Origin of the sequence: Erwinia sp. JUb26 (genome assembly GCF_003751505.1) — a bacterium.
In the GTDB taxonomy this organism is placed as follows: domain Bacteria; phylum Pseudomonadota; class Gammaproteobacteria; order Enterobacterales; family Enterobacteriaceae; genus Erwinia.
Genome location: NZ_RJVB01000002.1, coordinates 658266 through 672664 on the forward strand (window position 1 = coordinate 658266; position 14399 = coordinate 672664).

Here is a 14399-nt window from a genome sequence, read left to right on the forward strand (position 1 = left end):
GCGTATTCGCTTACAGTACGCCCTGCGCCAGCATGGCGTCGGCCACTTTCACGAAGCCCGCGATGTTCGCACCGTGAACGTAGTGAGTCTGCTTGCCTTCCCCGCCGTGCTCAACGCAGGCGTGGTGAATATCCAGCATGATGTGCTGCAGGCGGATATCCACTTTCTCAGCCTTCCAGCTCAGACGCGCGGCGTTCTGCGCCATCTCCAGACCTGACGTTGCCACGCCACCGGCGTTAGCCGCTTTGCCCGGTGCGAACAGTACGCCCGCATCCAGGAAGGCATCGGTTGCCGCAATCGTGGTTGGCATATTCGCGCCTTCGGCAACGGCCTTCACGCCGTTGGCAATCAGCTGCTTAGCGGCAGGCAGATCCAGTTCGTTCTGCGTGGCGCACGGCAGCGCGATATCCACCGGCACGCTCCACGGCTGCTGGCCGGCGAGGTAAACCAGGTTGCGTTCGCGGGCGTAATCTTCCACGGTGCCGTAACGCACGTTTTTGATCTCGGCCAGATGGGCCAGCTTCTCGGTGGTGAAGCCTTCTTCATCCACCACGGTACCACCGGAGTCGGAAGCGGTGATCACACGAGCACCCAGCTCCAGCGCCTTCTCAATGGCGTACTGTGCCACGTTACCGGCACCGGACACGGAAACGCGGCTGCCTTCAAAGCCCAGACCGTGACGCTTCAGCATCGCATCGGTGAAGTACACCAGGCCGTAACCAGTGGCTTCAGGGCGGATCAGGCTGCCGCCGAAGGTCAGGCCTTTACCGGTGAACACGCAGCTGGTGTTGTTGGACAGTTTTTTCATCATCCCGGACATAAAGCCTACTTCACGGCCGCCCACGCCGATATCGCCCGCCGGCACGTCGGTGTCCGGACCCAGGTGGCGATACAGTTCGGTCATCAGCGCCTGGCAGAAGCGCATCACTTCCGCGTTGCTTTTGCCTTTCGGATTGAAGTCAGAGCCGCCCTTGCCCCCGCCCATTGGCAGCGTGGTCAGTGCGTTTTTAAAGGTTTGTTCAAAGCCGAGGAACTTCAGAATGGACAGGTTTACAGAAGGATGGAAACGCATACCGCCTTTATAAGGACCAATGGCAGAGCTGAACTGTACGCGCCATGCGCGGTTCACCTGTACCTGGCCACGGTCGTCGGTCCAGGCTACGCGAAACTGAATGGCTCGCTCTGGTTCCACCAAACGTTCCAGCAATCCCTGCTCCTGATACTGCGGGTTCTGTTCCAGAAACGGCCACAGAGAGGTAAAGACTTCACGTACCGCCTGCAGGTATTCCGGTTGATTAGGGTCGCGCTGCTGGACGGAGGTTAGAAACGACTCCAGAGAGTTAAAACCTTTCATTACTAAATCCTTCTGACTGTGGGATGTCACTGGAGCTAATTAAGAGTTATATGAATAGCCAGTGAGGTAATATTGTGCGTCAACGACTATATCACCGCTTTTCAAGCGCACAACAAAAAAGTTTCACCCCTTTAGTCGCTGAAAAACCTATATCGCCCGGCCGGATTGCGCCCGAATTTCACACCAAGATTTCGCTCAAGGCCCGGCTGGCGTGCTCTGCAAGCGATCGAGCTGAAATCAACCACGCCAATACAAGCCATTCAACACCCATCCAAAAAGACCATAATTACATAAGGTTAAGCCAATCTATAAGAAAAAATTATGACGAAGAAATGCTAATTAAAGTTAATCATAAAGACACACAGATATTAAAAAAATTGAAATATCACATATTAATTCACATTTTTTGTACTGATATTAAATAACCCAAAATGATTATTTAACCTGACTCCATCATTGCACTCAACCCCGTCAATACATGTTCTGTCATTTCCCGATTTTATAAAAAAACGGCCTGAATCTTACCGAATCAATAAATCACCAGCGGCAGTAGCGATACCGCCGGGGTTCGTAAAACCGATCCGCCTCCCACCTGCACGCTCTCCGCTCTTTTTCACCCGGTAGCGGGGGGCGGCACCCGTCAACCGCTATCCCCCCTCACCTCACAGGGTTAAATTAGTTGTACATATGTACACTTTCTTGTTTACTTCTTTTAATGAGAATGCATATCATAAGCATCCCTATTTAAAAAAGCCCTTGCCTTATGAAAACCACTACTGATATTGCGATAAAGCCGCTCAGGCTGCTGATACTGATTGCACTATCCGGCATCGTCGCTCCGGCATATTCAGCGGACAGCGATAAAGATAAAGAAAAAAAAGAAGATCCCGCTGAAAGCACCTTATTAGTCACCGCCGAAGAGGAGATTAAACAGCAGCCCGGGGTTTCTGTTATTACCTCAGAAGATATTAATAAACATCCGCCGGTTAACGATCTCTCCGATATTATTCGCAAAATGCCGGGGGTGAATCTCACCGGTAATAGCAGCACCGGTGCCAGAGGAAACAACCGCCAGATTGATATTCGCGGTATGGGCCCGGAAAACACGCTGATTCTGATTGATGGCAATCCGGTCACCTCCCGCAATGCCATTCGCTATGCGTGGGACGGCGAACGCGACACGCGCGGCGACAGCAACTGGGTACCGGCTGAAGAAGTTGAGCGTATTGAGGTGATTCGCGGCCCGGCCGCCGCACGCTACGGTTCCGGCGCGGCGGGCGGCGTGGTGAACATCATCACCAAGCGGCCAACCAACGCCTGGCACGGTTCGTTGAGCTACTTCCTCAATCAGCCAGAAAGCAGCAGCGAGGGGAATACCAACCGCACCAACTTCAGCCTCAGCGGTCCGCTAATGGATGAAGCGTTAACCATGAGAATGTACGGCAGCTGGAATAAAACCAAAGCCGACAGCCCGTCGATTAATGGCACAGATAACAGTTCGGGTTTAACCCCTGCCGGTCGTGAAGGCGTGCGCAATAAAGATATTAACGCCGTACTTTCCTGGAAGCCGAATAATAATCAGACCATTGATTTCGAAGCGGGCTACAGCCGCCAGGGAAATATCTACGCGGGGGATACTCAATTCAGTCTGGCTTCGGAAGCCACTCAGGCACTGGCGCAGTCCGGTGCGGAAACCAATAAGCTTTATCGGCAAAATTTCGGCATCACCCACAACGGCATCTGGGACTGGGGCCAGTCCAAGCTGGCATTCCAGTACGACGGCACGCGCAACAGCCGTCTGGATGAGGGGCTGACCGGGCGAACGGAGGGGTCAATCAAAGATGGGGCCGGTTTTATCACCAGCCAGCTGCGTAACTACCGGGTGAACGGCGAGATTAACTTCCCCGTTGACTGGCTGCGGGAGCAGACCGTTACCCTCGGCGCAGAGTGGAATCGCTCAGAGCTGAATGCGCCAAACTCAGCGCTGCAAACGCTGATTTCCGGCGATGCACTGAGCGGCGTGGCCTCAAGCGGCAGCCATGCGAAATCGCATTCCGACCTGAGCGGCGTCTATTTCGAAGACAATATTCAGGCCACCGACACCACCCAGCTGATCCCGGGCCTGCGCATGGACTACGACAGCCGCTTTGGCAGCAACTTCAGCCCCAGCCTGAATCTGTCACAGGCGCTGGGCGAATACTTTACCCTGAAAGCGGGCATTGCCCGGGCGTTCAAAGCGCCAAACCTGTACCAGTCCAGCCCCGACTACCTGCTTTATTCCCGGGGCAATGGCTGCCCGCTGACCGTGGGCTATGAGCCCTGCTATCTGGCGGGCAACGACGATCTCAAACCGGAGGTCAGCGTGAATAAAGAGATCGGGCTGGAATTTAATCATCAGGGCTGGGCTGCGGGTATTACGTGGTTCAGAAATGACTATAAAAACAAAATTATCGCCGGGAATGATTTCCTTGGCGCCACGAATTCCGGCACCGCCATTCTGCGCTGGGAAAATACCGGCAAAGCGGTGGTGGAAGGTCTGGAAGCCAACGTTACCGTCCCGGTTAGCGATGCGCTGGATTTCAATACCAACGCCACCTATATGATTACCTCCGAGGATAAAACCACCGGGAATCCGCTGTCGATCATTCCTGAATACACCATTAACTCAACCCTCGACTGGAAAATCCGTCAGGACCTGTCGGCGAACGTCAGTTACACCTTCTACGGCCCGCAGAAGCCACGAAAATATGCCGTTAACCATACCGAGTTAAATAACGGTCTGGATCAGACGCGCGTGGGGTCGTATGGCCTGGTGGGCTTAAACCTGCAGTATCAGATGACGAAGAACCTCGATCTTAAAACCGGCATCAGCAACCTGTTTGATAAAGAAATTAAGCGCCGGGCCGAAGGGGCCTCTACCTATAACGAACCGGGCCGGGCGTATTATTTCGGCGCTACCGTATCATTCTGAGGCGAGGAACAGTGATGTCAGTCAGTCGGCGTAAATTTTTAATGGGTGCAGGATGCGGTATTGCCGGTGCAGCGGTGGGCTTTCCGGCGGGGGTATTTACCGCCTCCCGCCCCGGGTATGTTTCCGCTTTGCAGATCCCACGCGCTCAGGCGGTTTCAACCCAGACGGCGCTACCGGCGGAAGCGGACGTGGTGGTGATTGGCGGCGGTATCGCCGGGATATCCACGGCGCTGTTCCTCAACGAAAAAAAGCTGAACGTGGTGGTGCTGGAGAAAGGCGTGGTGGCCGGAGAGCAGTCCAGTCGGGCATTCGGCTGGGTTTATTCCAACCACTGGGATTTGGGCAAGTATGAGTTAGCCAATCAGTCCAAGCGCATCTGGTCAGGTTTTGCCAGCCGCTTTGATACCGACGTGGGGTTCCGGGCATCGGGCAACTACGTCATGATGCACACCGATGAAGAAATCGCGGAAGCCGAAGCGTGGCTGAAGCACGCGCGTGCGCGGGATCCACAGTGCGATGCCCGCATCGTTTCCGGCGCGGCGATGAACGCGGTGATTGCCGGGTCCGGAGACAAATACAAAGCGATGCTGTTTCAGGCCAGCGACGGAACCGCAGAGCCGGTCTGGTCCGTCTCGCGCATCGCCGAAGGGGCCATGCGCGAAGGGGTGAAAATTATCTCGCCCTGCGCCGCACGCACCATCGACTACGTAGCGGGCCGGGTTGCGGGCGTCCATACCGAACAGGGCTTTATCAAATGCCAGAATGTGGTACTGGCAGGAGGGGCGTGGTCAGCGCTGTTCGCCGAGAATGCTGGCTATCATCTGCCGCAGCTGTCGATTGACTCTTCCATGCTGCGCATCAGCAGCGCAGAAGGCACCTTACCGGGTGCGGGCTACGGCCCTGATTTTGTCTGGCGGCAGATGGCAAACGGTGAAACGTCGATTGGCGTGATGCAGCATATCGCCCCGGTGACCAAAGCCAGCTTTAAATACCTGACCGATTTCTTCCCCAGCCTGCGCTATTCATCGGATCTGCTGAAAATAACGTTCACCCGCGATTTCTTCGATTCACTGAATATGAAGTCACGCTGGTCGGCGCAGGATATTACACCGTTTGAAGAGATCAGAATGCTGTCCGGCAAGGTTGACCACGCGGCAACGCAGGAGGCGCTGGCAAACCTCCGCCGCGCCTGGCCTGCGTATCAACAGACCACGGTGAAGGAGCAATGGGCCGGTATTATTGATGCCAGTCCGGACTCGACGCCGTATATTTCCGCCGTCGCTAACCGCAACGATATTTACGTGATAACCGGTTTTTCAGGCAATGGCCTGACGACCGGCCCGGCGGCCGGTCAGATGCTGGCGGAGTTAATGACCGGCGAAAAGACCACCTGTAATCCTCATATCTACCGCTTCAACCGCTTCAGCGACGGCTCACCGTTCACCTTCCGCCACTGATCCTGCCGGTATTTCAGCCCGCACCGCTTCATGCGCGGGCTGTTTTTATGCCCTTCTTACCCGTATACAGAGCGCGATCGCCACCAGACCGCAGAGCAGAATACTTACCGCCAGGCTTAACGGCCCCTGCGGAAACAGGCTGATAAGATAACCAATCAGCGATGAGAGCAGATACTGCAGCGCCCCCATCACCGCCGCGGCCACCCCGGCCGAACTACCGGCATTCTGCATCACTAATGCCATGATATTGCCGTAGATCAGGCCCAGGGATCCCATTGCCACAGCCAGTATCACGGTAAAACCGACCGTTGTAACAGCGTGCATCGCCAGCAGGATCGCCAGCAGCAGGCCCGTTGCCGCATGGATCCCCAAACCGACTATCGTCACCGCCCTGGCAGACATCCCCTGATTCAGCAGCCACACGCTAATAAAACCGGCAGCGATGCTGACCAGCGCATTGAGCGCAAAGATATAGCTGAACGCCTGGGGCGAAAGCGCATAGAAATGGGTAAAGATAAAAGAAGAGGTGCCGATGTAGTTGAACAATGAACCGAGCGCCACGCCGCTGGCCAGGGTGTAGAGCATATAGCTGCGGTTTTTTAACACTGCTGCGTAGGCGCGCGCAATCGATCGGGGATGCAGGGGCGTGCGTTTGGCCGCTGGCAGAGAATCAGGCAGCGATGCGGCACACCAGAAAAAGCCCGCCGTCCCCAGCAGTCCAAGCGTGATAAAAATAAGCCGCCAGTCGCCCAGGCCCAGCACGTAGCCACCAACGATCGGGGCAAGCACCGGTGCGATCATCATCACCTGCATCAGAATAGTAAATATTTTTGCCGCCTCCCCGCCGCTGTAGCGATCGGAGACGATGGCGCGCGGACTGACCAGCCCGGCCGACGCGCCCAGCGCCTGTAAAAACCGCATCGCCATCAGCATCTCCACGGAGGTGGCTGCCGCAGCGCCAAATGATGCCGCGGAAAACAGCGCCATTCCCGCCAGCACCGGTGTCCTGCGGCCAAACCGATCCAGCAGGGGACCATACAGCGCCTGCCCAATCGCCAGCCCGGCAAGAAAGATAGCCAGCGTCAGCTGCACCTGCCCCGCATCGGTATTAAGGGCAGCGGCCATCTCCGGCATGCCGGGAAGATACATATCGATGGCCATCGCATCGAGCGCCGTCAGCAAAGAGAGCAGGACAATCAGCGCAGGACTGATGCGAACCGCATCATGCGTTTTTACGTCGGACATTCATTCACCCATAGTTTTTGCCAGTGAGAATCAGGATTAACCGGGCACGATCGGTGACAGCGCCGGAAGCGCTACGATTTTACTTAACATGTACATTTGTACAACTTGTTTTCGTGTAAATTAATAGATAAGAAAAACAAAAAAAGACATCACCGCTGATGTCTTTTTGTATTAATTACCAAATTTTAGTGACGATAAAATTAAAAATCATTCCTGAAGGAGCAGATGAATGGTGGTAACCAAATTCACTTCGTCAAAAAGAATACTGTCGGGTTCAAGCACGCTGCGCATCAGCAGCGAGTCAATCATCAAGGAGAGCAGTTTTGATTTAAGCCGATCTCCCGTAACGTATTTCAGCATCATATCTTCAATAATCAGCAGCCAGCTGAGGCTGAGTGGCCTGAGCGCTGGCCGGGATATCGCCGCCGCATACATCTCATATTCGTGATGGATCAGCTTCCGGTCCATCAGCGTAGCGACCAGAAATTTTATCACGATATCGGCAGGCGGCAGTGCAGCATGTTCTGAGAACCAACTTTCAGTTATCGCTTTAAAATCATAAAGGTAAGACCGCATCGCTGCTTCCAGCAGGTCATCAAGGCTTTTAAAATAGTAGGTAGTCGAACCGAGCGGAACCCCGGCCTCTTCGGCAACGGCGCGGTGGTTGCACTGGTTTATGCCTTGTTTTCGCAGAACTCTCAGGGTTGCATCGATGATGATTTTTTTCTTCATTTTTGCTGCGGTTCGAGTCTCGCCAACCATGCTAAATATACCCTGTTAAAAAACTGCACGAATCATATCATTCCGGCGAAGATCTTACCAATATTAATAATAACCGTCATTATCACTTTCGGTGAATATTGCAGCAATATAATAATATGCTGAGGTAATAAGGCGGCAGAAAGACGCTTTAACCATTCAAGACGATAAATTTACGGAAAGCTGATGTTTTAATAAATCAATAACGAAATGCACGCATAAAAACGTGCATTTCCTCACACGGTGCTATTTAGGGCTATTTTTCAGATGGGAACGTCGGATGCGAATTTCGCCTTTGCGCCACTCTCCTTCCGGCGTTGCCCGATCGTCAATCAGGCGGTTAAGCGCCTCGGCGATCAGCAAATCAATGCGCTGGCTGAAGGTGGTCAGCTGCCAGCCCTCTGCGGCGGCTTCATCGATATCGTCAAAGCCGACAATGGCAATGTCACCCTGATGACCGGCCAGCCGCAGCGCTTCCAGTGCGCCCAGCGCCAGGATATCGTTCTCACAAAACAGCGCGTCCACCCGCTGCTCTGCGGGTACCGATTGCAGGTAATCGGCCATGGCACGATAGCCCGAATGCCGATCGTAATGCCCGGCGCTCAGCAGCACGTCGCAACGAAAACCGTCTTCCTGCAGCCGCCCGCTGTAGCCCTGCATACGCTGCAAATGGTCATTGCGGGTGTCCGGTCCTCGGAGGTAACCAAAGCGTTGATATCCCTGCTGCATCAGCAGGCTGGCAATATCGCGGCCCGCCTGGTGGCCGTTGATATTGACCACGTCGATATCTTCCGCGTCGTTGTTGCGGCAAACCTGCACCAGCGGAATATGCAGCATATCGTTGGCTACGGCGATCAGCTCATCGGTCAGCAGCGTGCCGAGAAACAGGATCCCGTCGACCTGCAGCTGATCGGCCATGGTCATCACCGAGGTGTAGTTTTCCCCCGGGGTGATATTCAGCGTCAGCGCCATACAGCCGCGTCGCTGCAACTGGCGGGTAACGGCGTCCAGCAGCATCATCAGATGCGGGTTTTTCAGCTCGTCGATCACCACACCAATGATATTGGTTTTCTTCTTCGACAGGCTGCGCGCCAGCAGATTTGGCCGGTAGCCCAGCTCGCTGGCCGCGGCCAGCACTTTTTCGCGCGAGCGATCGGAAACCGACGCCCCCGGCGTAAACGCGCGTGAAACCGTCCATTTCGAGACGCCCGCCCGCTTTGCAACGTCGTTGGCGGTGGTTTTATGGTGCATTTTTGCTTTTGTGGTCATAGCCCCTGCGTTTCAGAGTTTGCTCAATCTGCCCCCTGCATTGAACGCTAATCGTGGTGGAAAAGGAACCGAAAAAATAATATGCAATCGGGTGCAAAATGTTAATTTTATGTGATCAAGAGCGGTGATTTTCACTTTCGGTCATTGACTAATTTTTAGCCGTGGAAGACATTTCCATCACTTCCCTGGCGAAAGCAGATTTCTTCTCCGGCGGAGTACCCCTCTGTTTGCACCCGGTTGCATTCGTAGTGTGAATCAACCTACAACCTTATGATATGGAATAAAAAAATGAAAAATATCAAAGTGCTGCTGTTGATGTTCTGTTCGCTGTTTATGTTCCAGGCCCAGGCCAAAAGCTATCAGGTCGGCGTGGCCCTGGCGAACTTCGATCTAAACTTCGTTTCCATTCTGCGCACGCAAATGATTGCCGAGCTAAAAAATCAGGGAATGAACGGCCAGTTCTCTGATGCCAAAGGTGACGTGGCGTTACAGATCCAGCAGGTGGATGATTTTATTAACCAGGGGGTAGATGCGATTATCATCAACCCGGTGGATACCCAGGGCGTGAAACCGGCGATGGACGCCGCCAAACGTGCCGGCATTCCGCTGATCTTTGTCAACCGTAAGCCGGAAGTGAAGCTGGAAGGCATGCAGGCCTACGTCGGTTCCGACTCGGCGCTGAGCGGACGGATGCAGATGGAAGAGCTGGCGAAAAAAATGAACTACAAAGGCAACGTCGCCATCCTGATGGGTGCGCTTTCGACCGAAGAAGCCCGCGAGCGTACCCGCGCGGTTGAAGAGGTGGTTGCAAAGCATAAGGATATGAAAGTTATCGAAAAACAGAGTGCAAAATGGCAGCGTAACGAGGCGGTTGACGTCACCTCCAGCTGGCTGCTGAACGGCACGGCGATCGACGGTATTGCCGCCAACAACGACGAAATGGCCATCGGGGCAATCATGGCGCTGAACCAGGCGAAGCGCAGCAATATCGTGGTCGCGGGTATCGACGGCACTCCCGACGGACTGCAGTTTATCAAAAATGGCGAAATGGCCGTAACCATCTTCCAGGACGCGAAAGGCCAGGCTATCGGCTCGGTAAAAGTGACCAAAGCGATGCTGGAAAAACAGCCGACCGAAGCCTACAACTTGATCCCTTACGAAGTCGTGACCAAACAGAACTACGCCAGCTTTGCCGAAAGAAATGCGAAGTAAATCACATTAAATACCTGTTTTAATTACGGATAAGTCACATATCACAGTGGATGTATTTTCGAAACATCCACTTTTGCACCCGGGTGCAATTTGTTGAATTTTTGTGATCCAGATGGTGAATTTTGCATCAGCTCGATTGACTTAATCTTCGCCATCTCTAAAAGTGCAGTACATGACAAGCAACGGCAACACCGCTTATCACCGTCTGTGAAATCCGATTAACGTCCTTTTTTGCACCCGGGTGCAAAACAACATTCAGGAGTCAGATATGCTTAACGGCGAAAGAAAAATCCCTCGTCCTCTGCGCTGGGCCATGATCGGCGGCGGACGCCTGAGCCAGGTCGGCTACAAGCACCGCAGCGGTGCGCTGCGTGATAACACCGCCTATCAACTGGTGGCCTGCGCCTTCGATATCGATGCCGAACGCGGTCGCGATTTCGGCGTCAACCTCGGCGTGGCGGCAGAGCGCTGCTACGACACCTACCAGCAGCTGCTGGCGGAAGAAGCGAAGCGCGAAGACGGCATTGAAGTGGTGACCATCGCCACGCCAAACGGCACCCACTATGAAATCACCAAAGCCGCGCTGAACGCCGGTATTCACGTGATTTGCGAAAAGCCGCTGTTCTTCACCACCGCAGAAGCGCGTGAAATCAAAGCGCTGGCGGCGGAAAAAGGGCTGATTGTTGGCGTAACCTACGGCTTCTCCGGCCATCCTCTGCTGATGCAGATGCGGGCGATGATCGCCAGTGGCGAAATCGGCGATGTGCGCATGGTCGAGCTGCAGTACACCCACGGCTTCAGCGCTAACGACAGCGCCGACAAATTCAGCGAATCGCAGAAATGGCGTGTAGATCCGAAAATTGCCGGACCAACGTTCGTGCTGGGCGACATCTCCACCCACACCTTCTACATCTCCCAGCTGGTGCTGCCGGAGCTGCATATCAAATCGCTGCTGTGTGACCGCCAGAGCTTTATCCCGTCGCGCGCGCCGCTGGAAGATAACGCCATGGTGCTGATGCACTACGAAGGCGGTGCGGTTGGCCGTATGTGGGCCTCCTCCATCAACGCCGGTTCTATGGACAGCCAGTTCATCCGCGTGATTGGTTCCAAAGCCAGCCTGCAGTGGAGCGACTACAACCCGGGCGAGCTGAAGTATGAAATTCAGGGCCAGCCGACGCAGACCATGCACCACGGCATGCCGTACCTCGATGAAAGCGCACTGGCCGACGAGCGCCTGGGCGCGCTGCACACCGAAGGACTGGCCGAGTCCTGGGCCAATATCTACCTGAAATTCGCCGTGGCCATCAGCGCGCAGCAGCGCGGCGACCGCCAGACGCTGGACAGCCTGATCTATCCCGATATCGACGCCGGTCTGGAAGGCGTTCGCTGGATTGAAAACTGTGTACGCTCCGCCGACAACGGCTCCACCTGGGTTAACTACGAGTAAGGCACCGCCATGAAATTATCATTCTGTACCGACAGCCTGGGCCACCTGCCCTTCGAAGCGATGCTGGATAAACTGCTGGAACTCGGCGTGACCGGCGTGGAGATGACCACCGGCGGCTGGTCTTCCGCCCCGCATCTGCGCACCGACGAACTGCTGGCCAGCCCGGCTAAGCGCCAGCAGGTTCTGCAGGCGCTGGAAAGCCGCGGCATGCAGATCGCCGCGCTGAACGTCTCCGGCAACCCGCTCGATCCGGGCGAACTGGGCCAGCGCCACAAAAGTGACACCGATAAAGCCTTACAGCTGGCGGGCCACTTTGGCGTGAAGAAAATCGTGATGATGAGCGGCCTGCCCCCGGCCAGCCCGCAGGACACCATTCCGAACTGGATCACCTATACCGTCAGCTGGCCACCAACGCTGAAAAACTGCCTCGACTACCAGTGGAATGAAGTGGCGATCCCTTACTGGCAGGGGTTGGTTGCCCGGGCGAAAGAGTGCGGCGTGGAAAAATTCGCGCTGGAAAACTTTAGCTCAATGCTGGTGTGGAACCCGGAAACGCTGTTCCGCCTGCGCGATGCCGTGGGACCAACCGTTGGCCTGAACCTCGACCCGAGCCACCTGCTGTGGATGGGCGCCGACCCGATCGCTGCCGCCCGCGCCCTGGGCCCGGCGATCCATCACGTTCACGGCAAGGACGTACGTATGGAACGCGGCCTGGTCGGCATCAACGGCCTGCTGGAAACCAAACCGGTGGAAGACGTCGCCAACCGCGCGTGGAACTACGTGGCCGTCGGCTGCGGCCAGGATCTGCAGTGGTGGAAGGAGTTCTTCTCGGTAGTTCGCATGATGGGCTACAACGACTGGGTTTCTCTGGAGATGGAAGATCTCACCATGTCGGTGGAAGCGGGCGTCACCTCCTCTATCGCCGCACTGCAGCAAACCATCAGCCAGTAGTCCTGCTCTCAGGTGGCCGCCGCGTGCGGCCACCCACATCCTTTATTTCAATCCCCGACTGGCCAATAACAACCACACCACATAGCCCAGTCTTTATCCGGAGTGTGAATTTTGGAACATTACATCTCTAAAAATCCGGCATCTGGCCCTAACAGTAAAACCCGGACCGAACCCTTAGTGAAAGTGATCACCGCCATCGCCACCCTCGGCGGCCTGCTGTTTGGTTACGATACCGGGGTGATCTCCGGTGCTTTGCTGTTTATGGGGCCGGAGCTGCAGCTAACCCCCTTTACCACCGGGCTGGTCACCAGCTCCCTGCTGGTCGGTGCGGCCACCGGCGCGCTGGTGTCCGGTAGCCTGGCCGATCGTCTGGGGCGGCGGAAAATCATTCTGATCCTGGCGATTATCTTCGCCGTTGGCGCGCTCGGTACGGCGATGGCGCCCAATCTGGAGATCATGCTGATTTCCAGGGTGATTCTCGGCCTCGCCGTGGGCGGCGCGGGCACCACGGTGCCGGTGTACCTGGCCGAAATTGCCCCCGCCAACCGGCGCGGGCAGCTGGTGTCCATCAGCGAGCTGATGATCGTGACCGGGCAGATGCTGGCCTATATGTCGAACTTCGCCTTTAACGAAATCTGGGGCGGCGAACACACCTGGCGCTGGATGCTGGGCATCGCCACGCTGCCTGCGGTGCTGCTGTGGTTCGGCATGCTGTATATGCCGGACACGCCACGCTGGTACGCGCTGAAGGGCCGCTTTGCCGAGGCACGCGACGTGCTGAACCGCACCCGGGCGAAGGAAGACGTGGACTGGGAGATGATGGAGATCGAAGAAACCATGACCGCCCAGGCACAGGAGAAAGGTTCACTGCGCGATCTGCGCGTACCGTGGATGCGCAAAGTGTTTCTGATCGGCGTGGGCTTCGCCTTCTTCCATGCGGCAACGGCGGTGAACAGCATTATGTATTACGCCCCGGTAATTCTGCAAAACACCGGCATGAGCACCAACGCCGCGCTGTTCGCCACCATCGCCAACGGCGTGGTATCGGTGATTATGGTGATGATCGGCATTCTGCTGCTGGGCTACATCGGGCGACGTAAAATGGCCGCGCTGGGGCAGATTGGTTGCACCTGCTGCCTGTTCCTGCTGGCGGCGATCTCGGCGTTTATGCCGGAGCATATCGGCGGCGAAGTGAATCTGCTGCGCAGCTATCTGATCTTAGGCTCAATGCTGCTGTTCCTGTGCTTTATGCAGGGTGCCTACGCGCCGGTGATCTGGCTGATGCTCTCCGAAATGTTCCCGGCGAAAATTCGCGGCATCTGCATGGGCGGCGCGGTGTTTGCCCTGTGGTGCTCTAACGTGATCATCGCCATGTCGTTCCCGGTGCTGCTGGCGTCGTTCGGGCTGGCCAGCACCTTTGCGATTTACGGCGCGGTGGGCATTGTCGGCATTATCTTCGTGCTGAAATATATCCCCGAAACCCGCAACCGCAGCCTGGAGCAGATTGAGCACTATCTGCGTGACAAGTATGACGAAGAGAGTGCGCTGAAAGCGCAGAAGCGCCAGAAGACGGCGCGCCAGGCGGGCTGAGCGGCTTGTGAAACGCAGGGAGCAGGACGGTAGCATTGGGAAGATAATGTCCTGAACGAGCAGGGTCGGGATACACCGAGGTTAAACGGGCCGTGGCAGAACGCTACGGCCCGTTTCCCTTCCCCGGTCTGGCGCACCTGGCCG

Annotated in this window: 10 protein-coding genes; 6 read left to right on the plus strand and 4 right to left on the minus strand. The window is 55.8% G+C overall.

Translation table 11 applies throughout. From position 1 onward, the window contains the following. Nucleotides 1–10: 10 nt before the first annotated feature. Nucleotides 11–1354: an NADP-specific glutamate dehydrogenase gene (gene gdhA / locus EC836_RS08095; RefSeq protein WP_105592224.1), complete on the minus strand. Its 1344-nt coding sequence runs from the start codon at nt 1352–1354 to the stop codon at nt 11–13. A 763-nt stretch (nt 1355–2117) separates the two neighbouring features. On the opposite strand from gdhA, the gene EC836_RS08100 reads away from it, so the two are divergent. Both EC836_RS08100 and EC836_RS08105 read left to right on the plus strand, forming a co-directional pair. After that, nucleotides 2118–4325 carry a TonB-dependent siderophore receptor gene (locus tag EC836_RS08100; protein WP_123331870.1) on the plus strand — a complete coding sequence of 736 codons (2208 nt, stop codon included), beginning with the start codon at nt 2118–2120 and terminating at the stop codon, nt 4323–4325. 14 nt (nt 4326–4339) lie between these two features. Beyond that, nucleotides 4340–5782 (plus strand): FAD-binding oxidoreductase, encoded by a 1443-nt coding sequence (locus EC836_RS08105; RefSeq protein ID WP_123331872.1) that lies wholly within the window; start codon nt 4340–4342, stop codon nt 5780–5782. 45 nt (nt 5783–5827) lie between these two features. On the opposite strand, the gene EC836_RS08110 is transcribed toward EC836_RS08105, so the two are convergent. The 3 genes from EC836_RS08110 to EC836_RS08120 all read right to left on the minus strand — a co-directional run bounded on the left by EC836_RS08110 (nt 5828) and on the right by EC836_RS08120 (nt 9055). Beyond that, nucleotides 5828–7027: a multidrug effflux MFS transporter gene (locus tag EC836_RS08110; RefSeq protein ID WP_123331874.1), complete on the minus strand. Its 1200-nt coding sequence runs from the start codon at nt 7025–7027 to the stop codon at nt 5828–5830. A gap of 207 nt (nt 7028–7234) precedes the next feature. Then, a complete protein-coding gene (locus tag EC836_RS08115; RefSeq protein WP_123331876.1) occupies nt 7235–7789 on the minus strand; it encodes a TetR/AcrR family transcriptional regulator in 555 nt (184 codons plus the stop codon). A 243-nt stretch (nt 7790–8032) separates the two neighbouring features. After that, on the minus strand, nt 8033–9055 hold the full coding sequence (locus tag EC836_RS08120; protein ID WP_370347074.1) for a LacI family DNA-binding transcriptional regulator: 1023 nt from the start codon (nt 9053–9055) through the stop codon (nt 8033–8035). Between the two features lie 288 nt (nt 9056–9343). Between EC836_RS08120 and EC836_RS08125 the strand changes: the two genes are divergently transcribed. From EC836_RS08125 to EC836_RS08140, 4 genes are all read left to right on the plus strand, one after another. Continuing rightward, the gene (locus EC836_RS08125; protein WP_123331878.1) at nt 9344–10267 is read left to right on the plus strand and encodes a substrate-binding domain-containing protein; all 924 of its coding nucleotides are present in this window, start codon (nt 9344–9346) and stop codon (nt 10265–10267) included. Between the two features lie 268 nt (nt 10268–10535). Then, nucleotides 10536–11714: a Gfo/Idh/MocA family protein gene (locus EC836_RS08130; protein ID WP_123331880.1), complete on the plus strand. Its 1179-nt coding sequence runs from the start codon at nt 10536–10538 to the stop codon at nt 11712–11714. A gap of 9 nt (nt 11715–11723) precedes the next feature. Beyond that, nucleotides 11724–12665 carry a sugar phosphate isomerase/epimerase gene (locus tag EC836_RS08135; RefSeq protein WP_123331882.1) on the plus strand — a complete coding sequence of 314 codons (942 nt, stop codon included), beginning with the start codon at nt 11724–11726 and terminating at the stop codon, nt 12663–12665. A 108-nt stretch (nt 12666–12773) separates the two neighbouring features. Next, nucleotides 12774–14255 (plus strand): sugar porter family MFS transporter, encoded by a 1482-nt coding sequence (locus tag EC836_RS08140; protein WP_370347175.1) that lies wholly within the window; start codon nt 12774–12776, stop codon nt 14253–14255. The last annotated feature ends 144 nt before the right edge of the window (nt 14256–14399 follow it).

Excerpts from the sequence above, each read along its gene's own strand:
- gdhA (WP_105592224.1), bottom strand. The coding sequence starts at position 1,354 with ATGAAAGGTTTTAACTCTCTGGAGTCGTTTCTAACCTCCGTCCAGCAG.
- EC836_RS08125 (WP_123331878.1), top strand. The coding sequence starts at position 9,344 with ATGAAAAATATCAAAGTGCTGCTGTTGATGTTCTGTTCGCTGTTTATG.
- EC836_RS08120 (WP_370347074.1), bottom strand. The coding sequence starts at position 9,055 with ATGACCACAAAAGCAAAAATGCACCATAAAACCACCGCCAACGACGTT.
- EC836_RS08115 (WP_123331876.1), bottom strand. The coding sequence starts at position 7,789 with ATGGTTGGCGAGACTCGAACCGCAGCAAAAATGAAGAAAAAAATCATC.
- EC836_RS08110 (WP_123331874.1), bottom strand. The coding sequence starts at position 7,027 with ATGTCCGACGTAAAAACGCATGATGCGGTTCGCATCAGTCCTGCGCTG.
- EC836_RS08130 (WP_123331880.1), top strand. The coding sequence starts at position 10,536 with ATGCTTAACGGCGAAAGAAAAATCCCTCGTCCTCTGCGCTGGGCCATG.
- EC836_RS08100 (WP_123331870.1), top strand. The coding sequence starts at position 2,118 with ATGAAAACCACTACTGATATTGCGATAAAGCCGCTCAGGCTGCTGATA.
- EC836_RS08135 (WP_123331882.1), top strand. The coding sequence starts at position 11,724 with ATGAAATTATCATTCTGTACCGACAGCCTGGGCCACCTGCCCTTCGAA.
- EC836_RS08105 (WP_123331872.1), top strand. The coding sequence starts at position 4,340 with ATGTCAGTCAGTCGGCGTAAATTTTTAATGGGTGCAGGATGCGGTATT.